The 15,289-nt window shown below is 40.4% G+C and carries 12 protein-coding genes; 11 read left to right on the forward strand and 1 reads right to left on the reverse strand.

The window, feature by feature from the left end; translation table 11 throughout:
• Positions 1-187 precede the first annotated feature (187 nt).
• From Ga0466249_RS12275 to mmsB, 10 genes are all read left to right on the forward strand, one after another.
• Positions 188-1,921, forward strand: coding sequence for a cache domain-containing sensor histidine kinase (locus Ga0466249_RS12275; RefSeq protein WP_215829758.1), 1,734 nt, complete (start codon positions 188-190; stop codon positions 1,919-1,921).
• Positions 1,922-1,938: 17 nt separating this feature from the next.
• Positions 1,939-3,141 carry a response regulator gene (locus Ga0466249_RS12280; protein WP_215829759.1) on the forward strand — a complete coding sequence of 401 codons (1,203 nt, stop codon included), beginning with the start codon at positions 1,939-1,941 and terminating at the stop codon, positions 3,139-3,141.
• Positions 3,142-3,147: 6 nt separating this feature from the next.
• Complete coding sequence (locus tag Ga0466249_RS12285) at positions 3,148-5,028, forward strand: substrate-binding domain-containing protein (RefSeq protein WP_215829760.1); 1,881 nt, start codon at positions 3,148-3,150, stop codon at positions 5,026-5,028.
• A gap of 99 nt (positions 5,029-5,127) precedes the next feature.
• Positions 5,128-6,135, forward strand: coding sequence for an ABC transporter substrate-binding protein (locus Ga0466249_RS12290; RefSeq protein WP_215829761.1), 1,008 nt, complete (start codon positions 5,128-5,130; stop codon positions 6,133-6,135).
• 153 nt (positions 6,136-6,288) lie between these two features.
• Positions 6,289-7,800, forward strand: coding sequence for a sugar ABC transporter ATP-binding protein (locus Ga0466249_RS12295; RefSeq protein ID WP_215829762.1), 1,512 nt, complete (start codon positions 6,289-6,291; stop codon positions 7,798-7,800).
• 4 nt (positions 7,801-7,804) lie between these two features.
• Positions 7,805-8,890, forward strand: coding sequence for an ABC transporter permease (locus Ga0466249_RS12300; protein WP_215829763.1), 1,086 nt, complete (start codon positions 7,805-7,807; stop codon positions 8,888-8,890).
• Positions 8,856-9,839, forward strand: a complete 984-nt coding sequence (gene yjfF / locus Ga0466249_RS12305) for a galactofuranose ABC transporter, permease protein YjfF (protein ID WP_215829764.1) — start codon at positions 8,856-8,858, stop codon at positions 9,837-9,839. Before Ga0466249_RS12300 ends, yjfF begins: the two co-directional genes overlap by 35 nt.
• 195 nt (positions 9,840-10,034) lie before the next feature.
• Positions 10,035-11,105, forward strand: a complete 1,071-nt coding sequence (chvE, locus tag Ga0466249_RS12310) for a multiple monosaccharide ABC transporter substrate-binding protein (protein WP_215829765.1) — start codon at positions 10,035-10,037, stop codon at positions 11,103-11,105.
• 129 nt (positions 11,106-11,234) lie between these two features.
• Entirely contained in the window at positions 11,235-12,758 is a 1,524-nt protein-coding gene (mmsA, locus tag Ga0466249_RS12315) for a multiple monosaccharide ABC transporter ATP-binding protein (RefSeq protein ID WP_215829766.1), read from the forward strand.
• Between the two features lie 13 nt (positions 12,759-12,771).
• Entirely contained in the window at positions 12,772-13,935 is a 1,164-nt protein-coding gene (gene mmsB, locus Ga0466249_RS12320; protein WP_215829767.1) for a multiple monosaccharide ABC transporter permease, read from the forward strand.
• A 65-nt stretch (positions 13,936-14,000) separates the two neighbouring features.
• On the opposite strand, the gene map is transcribed toward mmsB, so the two are convergent.
• Positions 14,001-14,750 carry a type I methionyl aminopeptidase gene (gene map, locus Ga0466249_RS12325; protein ID WP_215829768.1) on the reverse strand — a complete coding sequence of 250 codons (750 nt, stop codon included), beginning with the start codon at positions 14,748-14,750 and terminating at the stop codon, positions 14,001-14,003.
• A 232-nt stretch (positions 14,751-14,982) separates the two neighbouring features.
• Here map and Ga0466249_RS12330 point away from each other — a divergent pair, with 232 nt between their 5' ends.
• A complete protein-coding gene (locus tag Ga0466249_RS12330) occupies positions 14,983-15,171 on the forward strand; it encodes a hypothetical protein (RefSeq protein ID WP_215829769.1) in 189 nt (62 codons plus the stop codon).
• Positions 15,172-15,289 lie beyond the last annotated feature (118 nt).

Raw genomic sequence — 15,289 nt, forward strand, 5'->3', positions numbered from 1 at the left:
GGTATTTTATTTTTTTATGCATGATCGGTCATTTTTTGACAACAAAGTTATTATATCACGAACATGCCGTTAATCTAAAATTTTTCTTTTGATGAAGGAATTAACAGTATATTGTGGAAATAACAATATAAGGAAAAACGGAAACCTATAAAGGGTAATTGTCTGGTTTGCACTAGAAGGAGAGCGTATGCTGATTCGTTTTAAATTGCTGTTATATTTTTTCACCTTGATTTTATTTCCTATCGTGATGTTAGGTGTGCTGGGAAATATTATTTACAGTCATTCCATGGAGGAGCAGACTAATTTGCATACGGCACAAATGATTGAGCAAGTCACGCGTAATGTTGAGTTTTACATCCATGATATGGAAAATATCGTATATTATCTTTCGAATGAGTCGTTAGTGATAGAATTTTTGCGGCTTTATAATAGTGCTGATAATAGGGAGGTTATTCAAGATCAGGTAAAGGAGCTTTTAAAAAATTATACGGCTATTCACCCTGAAATTGCCGGAATTATGATCGTTAATTACCACGATATGGATATTAGCAATGAAATGCATCGTCTGGCCCGCGATCCGTTAACTGAGGAAATGTGGTATAAGCGGGCTGTGTCTTCACCGAAAGAACTTCAACTTAATAGTAAGCCCCTTGGCCGTAATATTAAGACCAATCAAAATTATCGAGCAGATGAAGTTGTTTCTGTTGCTAAGGCTGTTGTCGATCCTGCAAGCGGAAAGTATATTGGTGTTATTCTCATTGACCTTAAACTGACTGCAATAGAAAAGGTTTTGGAAGATATAACTTTGGGTAAAACAGGATTTCTTTATATTATGGATGACAACGGCAACATTGTTTATGCCCCCGTGAATTCCGTTGTGTATCGAGTAAAAAATGAGTGGCTTAATGAGCCCGCGGGAAGTATTGTAAAGTCCATTCAAAGCAATAGTTACCAGATTATATATAAGAATTCGAAATACACCAACTGGAAGACGATTGGTGTATTTTCATTAAATGAAACGTTACAGGAAGTGGTAAGCATTCGCCATTATTCTATGCTTATTGGAATTTTCACCTTAGTGCTAGCCGTCATTGCCGCCTTCTTTTTTACGTCTTCCATAACCAAACCGCTTAATAAATTACGCCGGTTAATGAAAAGGGCGGAAGAGGGCGATTGGAGTGTTCGCTTTAACAGTAAGTATCATGATGAGATTGGCCAGCTTGGATATAGTTTTAATAATATGATTCAGGAGATTAGTAACTTGATTGATATGGTCTATCTGGAGCAACAAAGAAAGCGGGAAGCTGAACTCAAGACCTTGCAGGCTCAAATTAAACCGCACTTTCTTTATAATACGCTCGATACCATCCATTGGATGGCTCAGGAGCGGGGAGCCCAGGATATTGTTGATATTGTGGCGGCTTTAGCGAATCTTTTTCGCATCGGGTTAAGTAAAGGAAAAGAAATGATTACGGTGCGAGAGGAGCTTGAACATGTGAAAAGTTATTTACTGATTCAAAAAGCGCGTTATGAGGATAAATTGGATTATGAGATTCATTTTGATGACAATGTTCTAGGATATAGTGTTCTTAAGCTCATTCTGCAACCTCTTGTAGAAAATGCCATATACCACGGCATTCACGCACGAAGGGGAAATGGAAAAATTACTATAACAGCTCAATTACGAGACAATAAATTGTATTTTTGCGTGGCCGACAATGGAGTGGGGATTACGCTGGAAAAAATGAAAGAAATCGAGGCGCTTTTATACAGCAATAAGGTTGAAGCTTTGTCAACGAGTTTTGGCATTTTTAATGTGAATGAACGCATTCGATTGTCTTTTGGGGCGGAATTTGGTCTCAAATTCACTAGTACTTATGGTGTAGGTACGAAGGTCGAAGTATGGAATCCGCTTATTTAAATTAAGGGGGGGATTCGATGTGGAAAATATTGATTGCTGATGATGAGCCGAAAATTAGGAAGGGGTTAAAAAATTTAATGGTCTGGTCAGAAATGAATATGGAAGTCGTTGCTGAGGCGGAAGATGGGGAAATGGCGCTCGATTTAGCACAGAAGCTGCAGCCGAATATCCTCTTAGTGGATATTTGTATGCCTTTTTTAAATGGGCTTCAATTTATTGAACAGCTTCATGAGGTGCTAAATGATTGTATTGTGATTGTGATTACAGGACATGATGAATTTTCCTATGCTCAGCAGGCCATAAAATTGCAGGTTTTTGATTATTTATTAAAGCCAATATCACGTGAGTCTCTGTGGCAGGTATTAAAAAAAGCTGAGCAGAAGCTGTTAGACTTACAGTCAAAGGAAAGTTATTTAAATTGGGCGAATCGCGAGACAAAGAAGAACCTCCCCCTACTTCGCCAAACGTTTTGTAAGGAATGGGTTAAAGGACAGTTGGCTGAGTCCTATGTTGCCGAACAGCTTAACTTTTTGGAGCTAGCTGTTCCACCTATTGCAGGGATGTTTGTTATGAAAGTAGTCGGACAATGGGCTTGTGGGGAATTTTTACAAGAGGAGAATCATGAGGCATTGCAAGCAGAGCTCCAAGTCCTTGCAAAAGAGTTTTTTCAAGGGTGGCTGCCCAATCTGATTTTTTCTGATGACAAACATCAACTAGTTGTCATTACTCCGCTAAACCCTCTAGACGAGTGGGAACAGCTCGGTGTTCAGTGGCAAGCGCAGGTTGAAAAACAGCTGAAACAGTTTGTCGTTGTGAGTCAGCAGTCTGTTTCTGACGGGATGATGAATATTGCTGATGTTTATCATAATTTAATGCTTGAAGTCAATCAAAAAGTAAGTTATACGCCCGTAGTGATGTTATCACAAAAATATATTGAGGCTCATTATGACAAAGAAAATTTGTCGTTGCAAGACCTGGCAGCGAGTATTCAAATCAGTCCCACCTACTTAAGCAGGCTGCTAAAACGTGAGATCGGTTTGTCCTTTATTGATTGCCTCACGCATATACGTATCAAGCGAGCCATACAATTAATGAGTAATCCGACACTTAAGCTTTACGAAGTGGCCGAACGGGTCGGTTATAGCAATCAGCATTACTTTAGTACGGCATTCAAGAAAGTAGTTGGACAATCGCCAGCAGAATATCGCAAAAAAAGATAAATGGAGATGATCAATATTCTAGCGGCAAAGGGAAAAAGCGTCGTTGTCTTTATTATGTTACTCGTAATGACAAGCATACTGAGCGGCTGTCAGGAAAATCATCCAGCAGCGCATTTGGATGACGTCAAGTATGTAATTGGTATATCGCAGGCCAATCTGATTGAGCCTTGGCGGGTGAGGATGAATGAAGAATTGGGCGAAGAAGTCTTGAAACATACGGAAATGAGAGCTGTGTTTACTGATGCAGCTCAAAGCAGCCAAAAGCAGATTCATGATGTAGAAGAATTATTGAAGTCAGGTGTGGATTTATTAATTATCTCACCTAATGATGCAACAGACTTAACGCCAATTGTGGCGCAGGTCTACAAGAAGATTCCTGTTATTGTTCTTGATCGCGGTGTGGAAGGCTATGAGTATACACTTTACATTGGTCCCGATAATAAAGCCATTGGTCGTCAGGCGGGCAAGTATGTTGCGGAAATGTTGGGTGGGGCTGGAGGGAATGTTGTTGAAATAGAGGGGCCAGCTGAATTGCCTTCTGTGCGTGATAGAAATGCTGGTTTTAGGGAAGTGATTAAGCAAGAGCCCAATATTAAAATTGTTGATACGATTATTGCTGATTGGCAGCGGGATGAAGCCGAAGATAAAATGACGGAACTTTTCGATAAAAATCCAAATATTGATGTAGTTTTTGCCCAGAGTGACTATATGGCGCTTGGCGCCTATAAGGCTGCTCAAAAACGGGGTTTAAAGCAGGTCAAGTTTATTGGCATTGACGGTTTTGATGGATCGGGTGGGGGGTTACAGCTTGTAGAACAAGGAATTTTACAGGGAACATTTACTTGTCAGACGGGAGGCAGGGAAGCCATACAGTATGCTGTGGATATTTTAAATCACGAACACGGTTTGCCGAAAAAGATTATTCCCAGAAGCAATAAAATTACGGTTGATAATGTTCAGTCCTATTTGCAGGTGAAAAATGAAGGTACCAATGAAAAGGATAAAAAGGGCGATGTTGTCCTGGGATTTTCCCAATTGGGTGCTGAAAGCGATTGGCGTCTTGCCAATTCGGAGTCGATTAAACAGGCAGCGCAAGCGGAAGGGATCAAGCTGTTATTTGATGAAGCGGATCAGCAGCAAGAAAAGCAGATACAAACGATTCGTGCCTTTATTGCCCTCAACGTGGATGTTATTGCTTTTTCGCCTGTCGTGGAAACGGGTTGGGACGAGGTGCTTGAAGAAGCAAAAGCAGCAGGTATTCCTGTAATATTATGTGATCGTGCAGTGAAACCGGATGATAATACACTTTATGCAACATTTATTGGCAGTGATTTTTTAGAAGAAGGACGCCGGGCCGCGCGTTGGTTAATTGGCAAGAAGCAGGGACAACCTTTCGTGAATATTGTTGAATTGGAAGGAACAAGTGGTTCGGCACCTGCTATTGACAGAAAACAAGGGTTTGCCGAAACGATTGCAGACCATCCTGAAATGCGGGTCATTTATTCAGTATCAGGCGATTTTACGCAAACCCAAGGCAAAAAAATGATGAAAGAAGCTTTGAATGTATATGGCGATCAAATTAATGTTGTTTATGCCCATAATGATGATATGGCTTTGGGGGCGATAGAGGCCATTGAAGAACAAGGTCTTAGGCCAGGCAAAGATATTTTGATTGTTTCTGTTGATGCAACGAAAGCGGCTTTTCGTGCGATGCTTGCAGATAAATTAAATTGTACCGTTGAATGTACGCCATTACTTGGGCCACAATTGGTGCTGGCTGTAAAAAATCTATTGTCAGGCAGGGAGCTTCCCGGACGAATTATTACTTCGGAAAGCGTTTTTCCTGCTGAGGTGGCTCGTAGTGAATATGTGAATCGAAAATATTAGGACCGAATTTTATAAGAAATTACTGATTATTCTAAATACGCAGTCGGAGCTTTTCCCTATAATAAGATTATCAAAGAAATCTGGGGAGGGGAAAAAGATATGTCAAAATGGAAACATGTCACTGCCGCACTGCTTGCCGGGATCATGATGCTTGCACTAGCAGGTTGTGGTGATACGGCCAAGCCGGAAGCCGCTAAACCGGCTGACAAAAAAATTGTGTTAGGTTTCTCACAGGTAGGTGCTGAAAGCGAGTGGCGTACAGCCAATACGGAATCTATTAAGGCGAGTGCTCAGGAAGCAGGAATTGAGCTCAAGTTTTCTGATGGACAGCAAAAACAGGAAAACCAGATTAAAGCTATTCGCTCTTTCATCCAGCAAAAGGTAGATGTGATTGCTTTATCTCCCGTCGTTGAAACAGGGTGGGATGCTGTTTTGCAAGAAGCGAAAGCAGCGGGTATTCCCGTTATTCTTACAGATCGCGCTATTAAGATGAGTAGTGGCAATCCTGAAGACTATTATGTTACTTTCATGGGCTCTGATTTTACTGAAGAAGGTCGTCGCGCTGCGAAATGGCTTTTAGGTTTTATGAAACAAGACAATAATCCTGTGAATATTGTGGAACTTCAAGGAACCGTGGGTTCAGCGCCAGCCATTGACAGAAAAACGGGTTTCGAAGAAATTATGAAGGATCATCCAAATTATAAAATTATTAAATCCCAAACAGGTGATTTTACTCGTGCTAAAGGCAAGGAAGTTATGGAGTCCTTTTTGAAATCAGCCAAAGCGGAAGGACAAAAAATTGACGTTTTGTTCGCTCATAATGATGATATGGCCATTGGGGCTATCCAAGCTATTGAAGAAGCCGGTCTCAAACCAGGTAAAGATATTATTATTGTTTCCATGGATGGCGTAAAGGGAGCATTTGAAGCTATGATTGCTGGAAAACTTAATTGTAGTGTAGAGTGCAGCCCATTGCTTGGACCGCAATTGATGCAGGCTGTAAAAGATGTAAAAGCAGGCAAGACACTTGAAAAACGAATTCTTACGAATGAAAGTGTTTACCCGGCTGAGGTAGCTGCCAAAGAACTGCCAAACCGCAAATATTAGTTTAAAATGCAAGGCTCATGATCCACTCCCGTGTTCTCGCTTTGTGTAGAATGAGGAGCAGAAGATTATCTAAGGGATAATCTTTTGCTGGGGTGGATTTTTGATTTCTGGCTGCAGGACGATACCTAGTTTCATTGGGGGTGACACAAGGTTATGGCTGACGACAATTCGTTATTGATAGCAAAGGGAATATCCAAGGCTTTTTTAACAGTAAAGGCTTTATCACACGTGGATTTTAAACTGATGGCAGGTGAAATCCATTGTCTTATGGGAGAAAACGGAGCTGGAAAGTCGACGCTTATTAAAGTATTAACAGGCGTCGAAATGCTTGATGAAGGCGAAATTTTTCTTGAGGGTAAGAAGATTACGCCTAAATCGCCCCAGCAGGCGCAACAGCTTGGGATTAGTACGGTCTATCAGGAAGTGAATCTTTGCGGCAATCTTTCGGTTGCGGAAAATATTTTTATTGGCCGTGAACCCATGCGGTTTGGTCGGATTAATTGGAATGACATCAACAGTCGTGCCGAGCAGCTACTTGGAAAGATGGATATACATATTGATGTAAGGCAGCCCCTTGAACGGTATTCTGTGGCTGTGCAGCAACTCGTGTCTATTGCCCGGGCCCTTGATATATCCGCTAAGGTTTTAATATTAGATGAACCGACGTCAAGTTTGGATGCCAAAGAAGTCGGCAAGCTTTTTGATGTGATGAGGAAATTAAAAACTGAAGGATTGGGTATTATTTTTGTAACCCATTTTATTGAGCAAGTCTATGCTGTTTCTGATTGTATTACTATTTTGCGCAATGGGGAACTTGTGGGTTCTTATGAAACAGCGGCTTTACCGCGTTTGCAGCTTGTCGCTAAAATGATTGGCAAAGCCTTTGCAGGTTTTGAAGACAGTATTAAAGAGATCAGTCCAGTTGATTCGGTGCAAAACATTCATGGCTTTTTGCAGGCTCACGGGATTGGACATCGTGGTTCTATTGCCCCCTTTGATCTAGAACTTCGACGGGGTGAAGTCTTGGGTTTCGTGGGGTTGCTAGGATCAGGCCGGTCCGAGATGGCGCGGACTATTTTTGGTGTGGATCCATCAGACAGCGGTGAAATCGTTATTGACGGAATGCAAACGAAGATTACCTGCCCGGCCGATGCCATGGAACATGGCATTGGATTTTGTCCGGAAAACCGTAAAACTGAAGGTATTATTGCCAATTTATCTGTAAGAGAAAATATTATTTTGGCCCTTCAAGTAAAGCGAGGGTGGAGAAAGTATATTCCGCGTCAGAAGCAAGTAGAAATTGCTGAACGCTACATTGAATTGCTTAATATTAAAACATCGGGGCCAGAGCAGCTTGTAAAAAATTTGAGTGGCGGCAATCAGCAAAAAGTCATTTTGGCCCGCTGGCTGCTCACCGAACCTGAACTGTTAATTTTAGATGAGCCTACACGTGGCATTGATGTTGGTACGAAGGCTGAAATTCAAAAACTCATCTTAAATCTGGCTAGTCAGGGTATAGCTATTGTATTTATCTCTTCTGAGCTTGATGAATCTATTCGCTGCTGTAGCCGGATGACCGTTTTACGTGACAGAGTGAAAATAGCGGAACTTGCGGGAAAGCAAATTGAAGAAAAAATTGTCATGCAAACAATTGCAGGGGTGTAGCCAGATGGAAAATAGGACAAATAAGTGGAATGAATTTAAAAAATCGCAATTGTTTTGGCCCCTTGTGGCATTGTGCATTGTGCTTTTGTTTAATATTGTTTTCACGAAAAACTTTTTGTCTATGGAGATAAAGGACGGACATTTATATGGCGTTATCATTGACATTTTAAATCGTGCGGCCCCCTTGATGCTGCTTGCCATTGGCATGACACTAGTTATTGCAACAAAGGGGATTGATATCTCTGTGGGATCTGTCATTGCCATTTCAGGTGCTATTGCTGCTAGTCTAATTGGTGGGAAACTCGAATATGTCGATGGTATCCAAAAGTTTGTCACCCTTGTTCCCATGCCTGTAGCCATCCTGGCTGCTCTTACCATTACAACGCTCATTGGGGCCTGGAATGGAATCCTAATTTCGAAGGTAGGGATTCAACCCATTGTAGCTACGCTTATTTTGCTTGTGGCAGGGCGGGGTGTTGCCCAGCTGATTACACAGGGTCAGATTATTACGATTTACTATAAACCTTTTCAATATATTGGGACAGGTTATTTATTAGGTTTGCCTTTTGCCTTATTTATTGTGGCTGTCATTTTTTTAGTGACCATGTATGCCGTGAGGAAAACGGCTTTGGGCCTTTTTATTGAATCGGTAGGGATTAATGCTGTCGCCAGCCGCTTTTCAGGAATTCATGTAAATAAATATATCTTTTTAGTCTACGCATTTTCTGGATTTTGCGCAGGTGTTGCAGGTCTTGTCATCTGTTCTAATGTTAGTTCAGCTGACGGAAATAATGCCGGATTGTTTATTGAAATGGACGCCATACTGGCCGTAGCGTTAGGCGGAAATTCGCTTGATGGCGGGAATTTCTCTCTTGTCGGCAGTATCATTGGCGCATTGATTATCCAAAGTATTACGACGACAATTTATGCTCTCGGTGTTCCGCCGCAAGTAACCCTTGTCGTGAAGGCCATTGTTGTTATTATCATCTGTCTATTGCAATCTAATCAATTCCGGACGCTTGTATTTGGCAGACGGGTGCAGAGGGGGAAGAGTTGTGAAAAAACTGCCACTGAATTACAAATACATTAATCTTATCATTACGATCGCTTTGTTTTGTGGTCTCTTTGGCGTAGGTTCAGGACTTTATACAGGCTTCTTTTCTCTTCAAGTTCTGCTTAATATGCTTATAGACAATGCTTTTCTCATTATTACGTCCATTGGTATGACTTTTGTTTTAATTATTGGCGGTATTGATATTTCCATTGGCTCCGTTATTTCCCTCGTGTGTATGTTATCGGCTTATTTACTGGAAATGAAACATTTGAGTCCCTTTGTTGTTATTCCAGCTATGCTGCTGCTGGGTTCATTTTTTGGTTTGGCTCAGGGTAGTTTAATTCATTTTTTTAAAATGCAGCCTTTTATTGTGACTCTGGCGGGGCTTTTTTTAGCGCGTGGTTTATGTTATCTCATCAGCATTGATACCATCATGATTACTGATCCCTTATACCAAATTGCTGCGACCTATCGGATTCCTTTTTTGTTTGGTACGGCTATTTCAGTCAGTGTCATTATTGCATTGATTGTTTTGCTTGCGGCGCTTTATTTGGCTAATTTCACGAAATTTGGCCGTACAGCCTATGCTATCGGCGGGAGTGAACAATCAGCTATGCTTATGGGGCTACCTGTGGCTCGGACGAAAATCCTTGTCTATACGTTAAACGGTTTTTGTTCGGCCTTGTCTGGTATTGTTTTTAGTTTTTATATGCTTTCTGGCTATGGTCTTCATGCCGTTGGACTGGAAATGGATGCTATTGCCTCGGCAGTTATTGGGGGAACTCCCTTAACAGGCGGTGTTGGTTTTATTACAGGAACGGTCTTCGGCGTGTTAATTCAAGGGGTCATTCAAACGTTAATTATGTTCCAGGGAACATTAAGTTCCTGGTGGACTAAAATTGCTGTGGCATTTTTGCTTTGCCTGTTTATTGTGTTGCAACGCGTTATTGTCGCGCAAAAAGATAGTAAGAAGTCTATTGCGTGAAGAAGGTTTACAGTAATGAAACAAGCTTATAGTTATACTGAATGGAATAGAAAAACGTTAAAAATATTTCTAAAAAAGCGAGTTTTGGGGCTCATAAGTGAAACTAGGGCATTCAATCTATTGGGCTGGATCCTGTATCAGATGTTTTAGCCAGATAATGGCGATATTTTCTGTAAAAAAAAGGAGGAGTTTTCAATGAAAAAAATGCTAGCTTTACTACTTGTACTGATGATGATCTTCTTACTGGCAGCATGTGGCACTAGTTCAAACACCACTTCTAAAAAGAAGGTTGGGATTGCCATGCCGACCAAGTCATCAGCTCGCTGGATTGCAGATGGCGACAATATTGTGAAGCAACTGCAAGCCAAAGGGTATGAAGTGGATTTACAGTATGGTGAAGACAACGTAGAGAATCAGATTGCTCAAATTGAAAACATGATTACTAAAGGTGCCAATGTTTTGGTTATTGCATCCATCGATGGGGATGCCTTAACAGATGTATTACAAAAAGCGAAAGACAAAAACATTCCAGTCATTTCTTATGACCGCTTAATCAAAAAAACTCCGAACATAGATTACTATGCAACTTTTGATAACTTTAAAGTGGGAGTTCTGCAAGCTTCCTATATTGAACAGAAATTAGGCTTAAAAGAAGGGAAAGGTCCGTTTAACATTGAGCTTTTTGGTGGATCGCCTGATGATAACAATGCCTTCATGTTCTTTGATGGGGCCATGTCAGTCTTAAAACCTTATATTGATTCGGGAAAATTAGTTGTAAAAAGTGGGCAAATGGATATGCAAGTCTGTGCGATCTTAAGATGGGATGGTGCTACGGCCCAGGCGAGAATGGATAACTTGCTAAGTAAAGATTATACGAATTCGAAACTTGACGCGGTTTTATCTCCTTTTGATGAAATCAGTATTGGCGTAATTTCTTCCCTCAAGGCAGTTGGATATGGAACACCCAACCAGCCGATGCCGATTGTTACTGGACAGGATGCTGAAATACCTTCTGTTAAGTCGATTATCAAAGGTGAACAGGCACAGACGGTATTTAAAGATACGAGAGAACTTGCTAAAGTCACTGTTGCTATGGTTGATGCGGTTTTAAGTGGTCAACAGGCAGAAACCAATGATACAAAGACTTACAATAATGGTGTTAAAGTCGTACCTTCCTATCTCCTGACACCTGTTTCGGTAGATAAATCAAATTACTCAAAAATATTGATTGACAGCGGATATTATACGGCAGATCAGTTGCAATAATTATTTGTAGTGCAACTGTCACGTAATGTGGGCCACAAGGGCTAAATAAGTTAGTGATAGCTGAAAGGTTGTCACTAACTTATTATATAATGCGGCTGTAACGTGATCACATTGCAAGGGGAGGCAATTATGCAAGATATTATCTTGGAAATGGTTAATATCACCAAAGAGTTTCCAGGTGTCAAAGCGCTCAATAACGTGAATCTTCAGGTGAAAAAGGGTGAAATTCACGCGCTAGTTGGGGAGAATGGTGCAGGAAAGTCAACGTTAATGAAGGTTCTTAGTGGCGTATATCCCTATGGAACCTATACAGGCGATATTCGTTATAACGGGAAAATCTGTGAATTTAAGGATATCAAACAAAGTGAAAAATTGGGTATTGTGATTATTCATCAGGAATTAGCTTTGATTCCCTATTTATCAATAGCAGAAAATATTTTTCTGGGAAATGAGCAAGCAAAACGGGGGCTTATTGATTGGAATACTACTATTTTGCGTACGCAGGAATTGCTTAAAAAGGTTGGTCTTAATGAATTACCAAGCACTCTGATTACTGATATCGGTGTGGGTAAGCAACAATTGGTCGAGATTGCCAAAGCTTTATCGAAGGAAGTTCAATTGTTAATTTTAGATGAACCTACAGCAGCGTTAAACGAAGCTGACAGCGCGAATTTGTTAAACTTGTTGCTGGAATTTAAAAAGCAGGGAATATCCTCGATTCTTATTTCACATAAACTGAATGAGGTATCGAAAGTGGCTGATTCTATTACTATTTTGCGCGATGGATCTACTATCGAGACACTAGAAGTTCAACAAGAGCCTATTTCAGAAGATCGCATTATCAAAGGCATGGTGGGTAGAGAATTAACGGATCGTTTCCCAAAACGAAAGGGCACTATTGGGGATGTTATCTTTGAGGTGAAGAATTGGAGTGTGTATCATCCGTTGCATGGGGAACGCAAAATTATCGACAATGTTAATTTCACGATTAAACAAGGTGAGGTAGTAGGCATTGCCGGGCTCATGGGAGCAGGGCGGACGGAACTTGCAATGAGCATTTTTGGCAGAACGTACGGACAGAAAATCAGTGGAACCATTTACAAGAATGGTCAGGAAGTTCACTTGACGGATGTAAGCAAAGCGATTGACAACGGGGTAGCTTATGTGACAGAAGATCGAAAACAGTATGGTTTAATCTTAATTGACGATATTAAGAAAAATTCGACCTTAGCAAATTTGACTAAAATATCGAAAAACTATGTTATTGATGAAAATCTCGAGATACTAGCGGTTGAAGAAAGTAGGAAACAACTGAATATAAAATGTTCCAGCATATTACAGCCTACAGTGAATTTGAGTGGTGGAAATCAGCAAAAGGTTGTTTTGAGCAAGTGGATATTTGCGGAACCTGATATATTAATTTTAGATGAACCTACGCGAGGCATCGATGTGGGTGCGAAATTTGAAATTTATACTATTATTAATAATCTAGTCAAGGCTGGCAAGGGAATTTTGCTTATTTCTTCAGAGCTTTCTGAGATACTCGGAATGTGTGATCGAATTTATACCATGAGTGAGGGACGGATTACAGCAGAGCTTACCCAGAGTGAGGCCTCACAGGAAAAAATCATGAAATATGTCATGGCTCAATAGAGGAGGGATCGTCATGGAAACTTTGAAACACATGTTTCAGAATAATATCAGGGAATATGGCATGGTTATTGCGTTAGTATCCGTTATGGCATTTTTTGAAATTGTCAGCCAAGGTACGTTGCTAATGCCCTTAAATGTAACAAATTTAATTCAGCAAAATAGTTATATCCTCATACTAGCCATTGGTATGTTACTTGTTATCGTTGCCTTCCAAATTGATTTATCCGTAGGATCTATCGCTGCTTTTATTGGTGCCATATCAGCAATCCTGATGGTGGATTATCACGTTGGAGTTGTAGCAGGTGTAGTGATTTCTCTGATCGTGGGGGGACTTGCCGGAGCGTGGCATGGATATTGGATTTCGTATTTTAGAATTCCGGCTTTTATTGCGACACTGGCAGGGATGTTGCTTTTTAGAGGGTTGACAATGACTGCTTTACAAGGACAGTCGAAAGGACCTTTTCCGGTTAGTTTTCAAAAGATCAGTAATGGATTTATTCCTGATTTTTTTTCTGGAACAACTCTGCATATTACAACTCTTTTAGTTGGCGTTATCTTGACTTTAATTTATATTTACTTTGAGCTAAGTAGCAGAAGTACCAAGAAGAAGTACAATTTTCACGTCATTCCTTTACAATTTTCTATTGCTAAAATGGCAATTGTTGGTCTGGCAATCAACTGGTTCATGTATTTACTTGCTGCATATAAAGGAATTCCGAATGTTTTGATATTATTATTTGTACTGATTGTTTTCTATACATTTATAACAACGAAAACCGTGTTAGGGCGTCATATTTATGCTGTTGGCGGCAATGAAAAAGCAGCTAAACTGTCTGGGGTAAAAAACAAGCGGATTGTATTTTGGGTTTTTGTGAATATGGGAGTATTATCGGCCCTTTCAGGCCTTGTTTTTGCTGCCAGGCTCAATGCGGCAACGCCTAAAGCAGGTACCGGCTTCGAGTTGGATGCCATTGCAGCTTGTTTTATTGGCGGAGCCTCTACTGCTGGTGGAATCGGTGCTGTTATGGGAGCGATTATTGGTGGATTGGTTATGGGGGTTATGAATAATGGTATGTCCTTAATGGGTGTGACTATTGACATGCAGCAGACCATCAAGGGGTTAGTGGTATTATTGGCTGTGGCCTTTGATATTTATACGAAATCTAAACAATCATAAAAAGTAAGTAAGTCCTTATCACTTTTTATGTGATAAGGACTTACTTTTTATGGTTGTTCTTTATATTATTCCTGTTCCGTTAAAATGAAGGGGCCGTCAGGTAAGATTGCCAGGGTATGTTCATATTGAGCCGAGCGTTTTCCATCAACAGTACGTGCTGTCCAGCCGTTTTGATCAATTTTGCAATGCCAGGTGCCCATGTTTATCATGGGTTCTATCGTAATGACCATGCCTTCACGCAGTTTAACACCTTTACCAGGCTTCCCATAATGAAGCACAGTGGGATCTTCGTGCATGTCTTTGCCAATGCCATGGCCTGTAAAATCCCTTACGACGGAGAAGCCTTCTGCTTCAACATAAGATTGGATTGCATGGCCAATATCGCCCAAACGATTGCCAACTTGCGCCATTTCGATTCCTTTGTACAGCGATTCTTTTGTGATTTTTAGCAGGTGTTTAGATTCTGGTGAAATATTGCCCACTGCGTGCGTCCAAGCTGAATCAGCAAGGCCGCCATGTAAATTTACAACCATGTCAATGGTGACAATATCGCCGTTCTTTAGCGGCTGTAAATTGGGAAAACCATGACAAATTTCATCGTTCACAGAAGCACAGGTAGCATAGGGATAACCTTGATAACCTTTTTGCTCAGCTGTTGCGCCATAGTTAGCCAAATATTCTTCCGCAAATTTATCGATTGCTAAGGTATTGACGCCGGGTTTAATCATTTTTGCAATTTCTTTGTGACAATTAGCAAGAATCTTTCCTGCTTCATGCATCATTTTAATCTCTCGCTCACTTTTCAATATAATCATGTTAGGGATTCTCCTTAGATAGCAGAAATTAGTTTAAAACTTTTTAGTAGTTCATCTTTAATATTAAATTTTACTATAAAACTATGTAATTGTAAAATTACGTAATCCGATTAATAATAAATAGATTGTGTTTTTAACCAATATTTGCATGCGGATATTGGTTAAATATTTTTTAGCTGTTGTGGAAAACTAATTAAGGTTATCCACATTTTAGATGAAAGGAGCATAAAAGATGCGAAATACTAGATCGGGTTATGCACCACACAAAAGGGGCTATTTTGAGCAAAAGCCGCGCATCATTAAGTCCTACTCTGCCAGAGATTATACAACACTGCCTGATCCTGTGACGGATCCGATTGTATCAAATAATATTTCGAATGCTGAATTTGATTATACCTACGACGGGGGAGATCTCATTTAACGGTTCATATGCAAATAGGCTTAAGGATTTTTCATAGAAAAGGATTATCTTCTATGATGTTGCAATCTTTGTTAACAAGGTTGCAACTTTTTTTGCGGAATTTTTACTCAAAACGTAA

This window comes from Pelorhabdus rhamnosifermentans (assembly GCF_018835585.1).
GTDB lineage: Bacteria > Bacillota > Negativicutes > UMGS1260 > UMGS1260 > Pelorhabdus > Pelorhabdus rhamnosifermentans.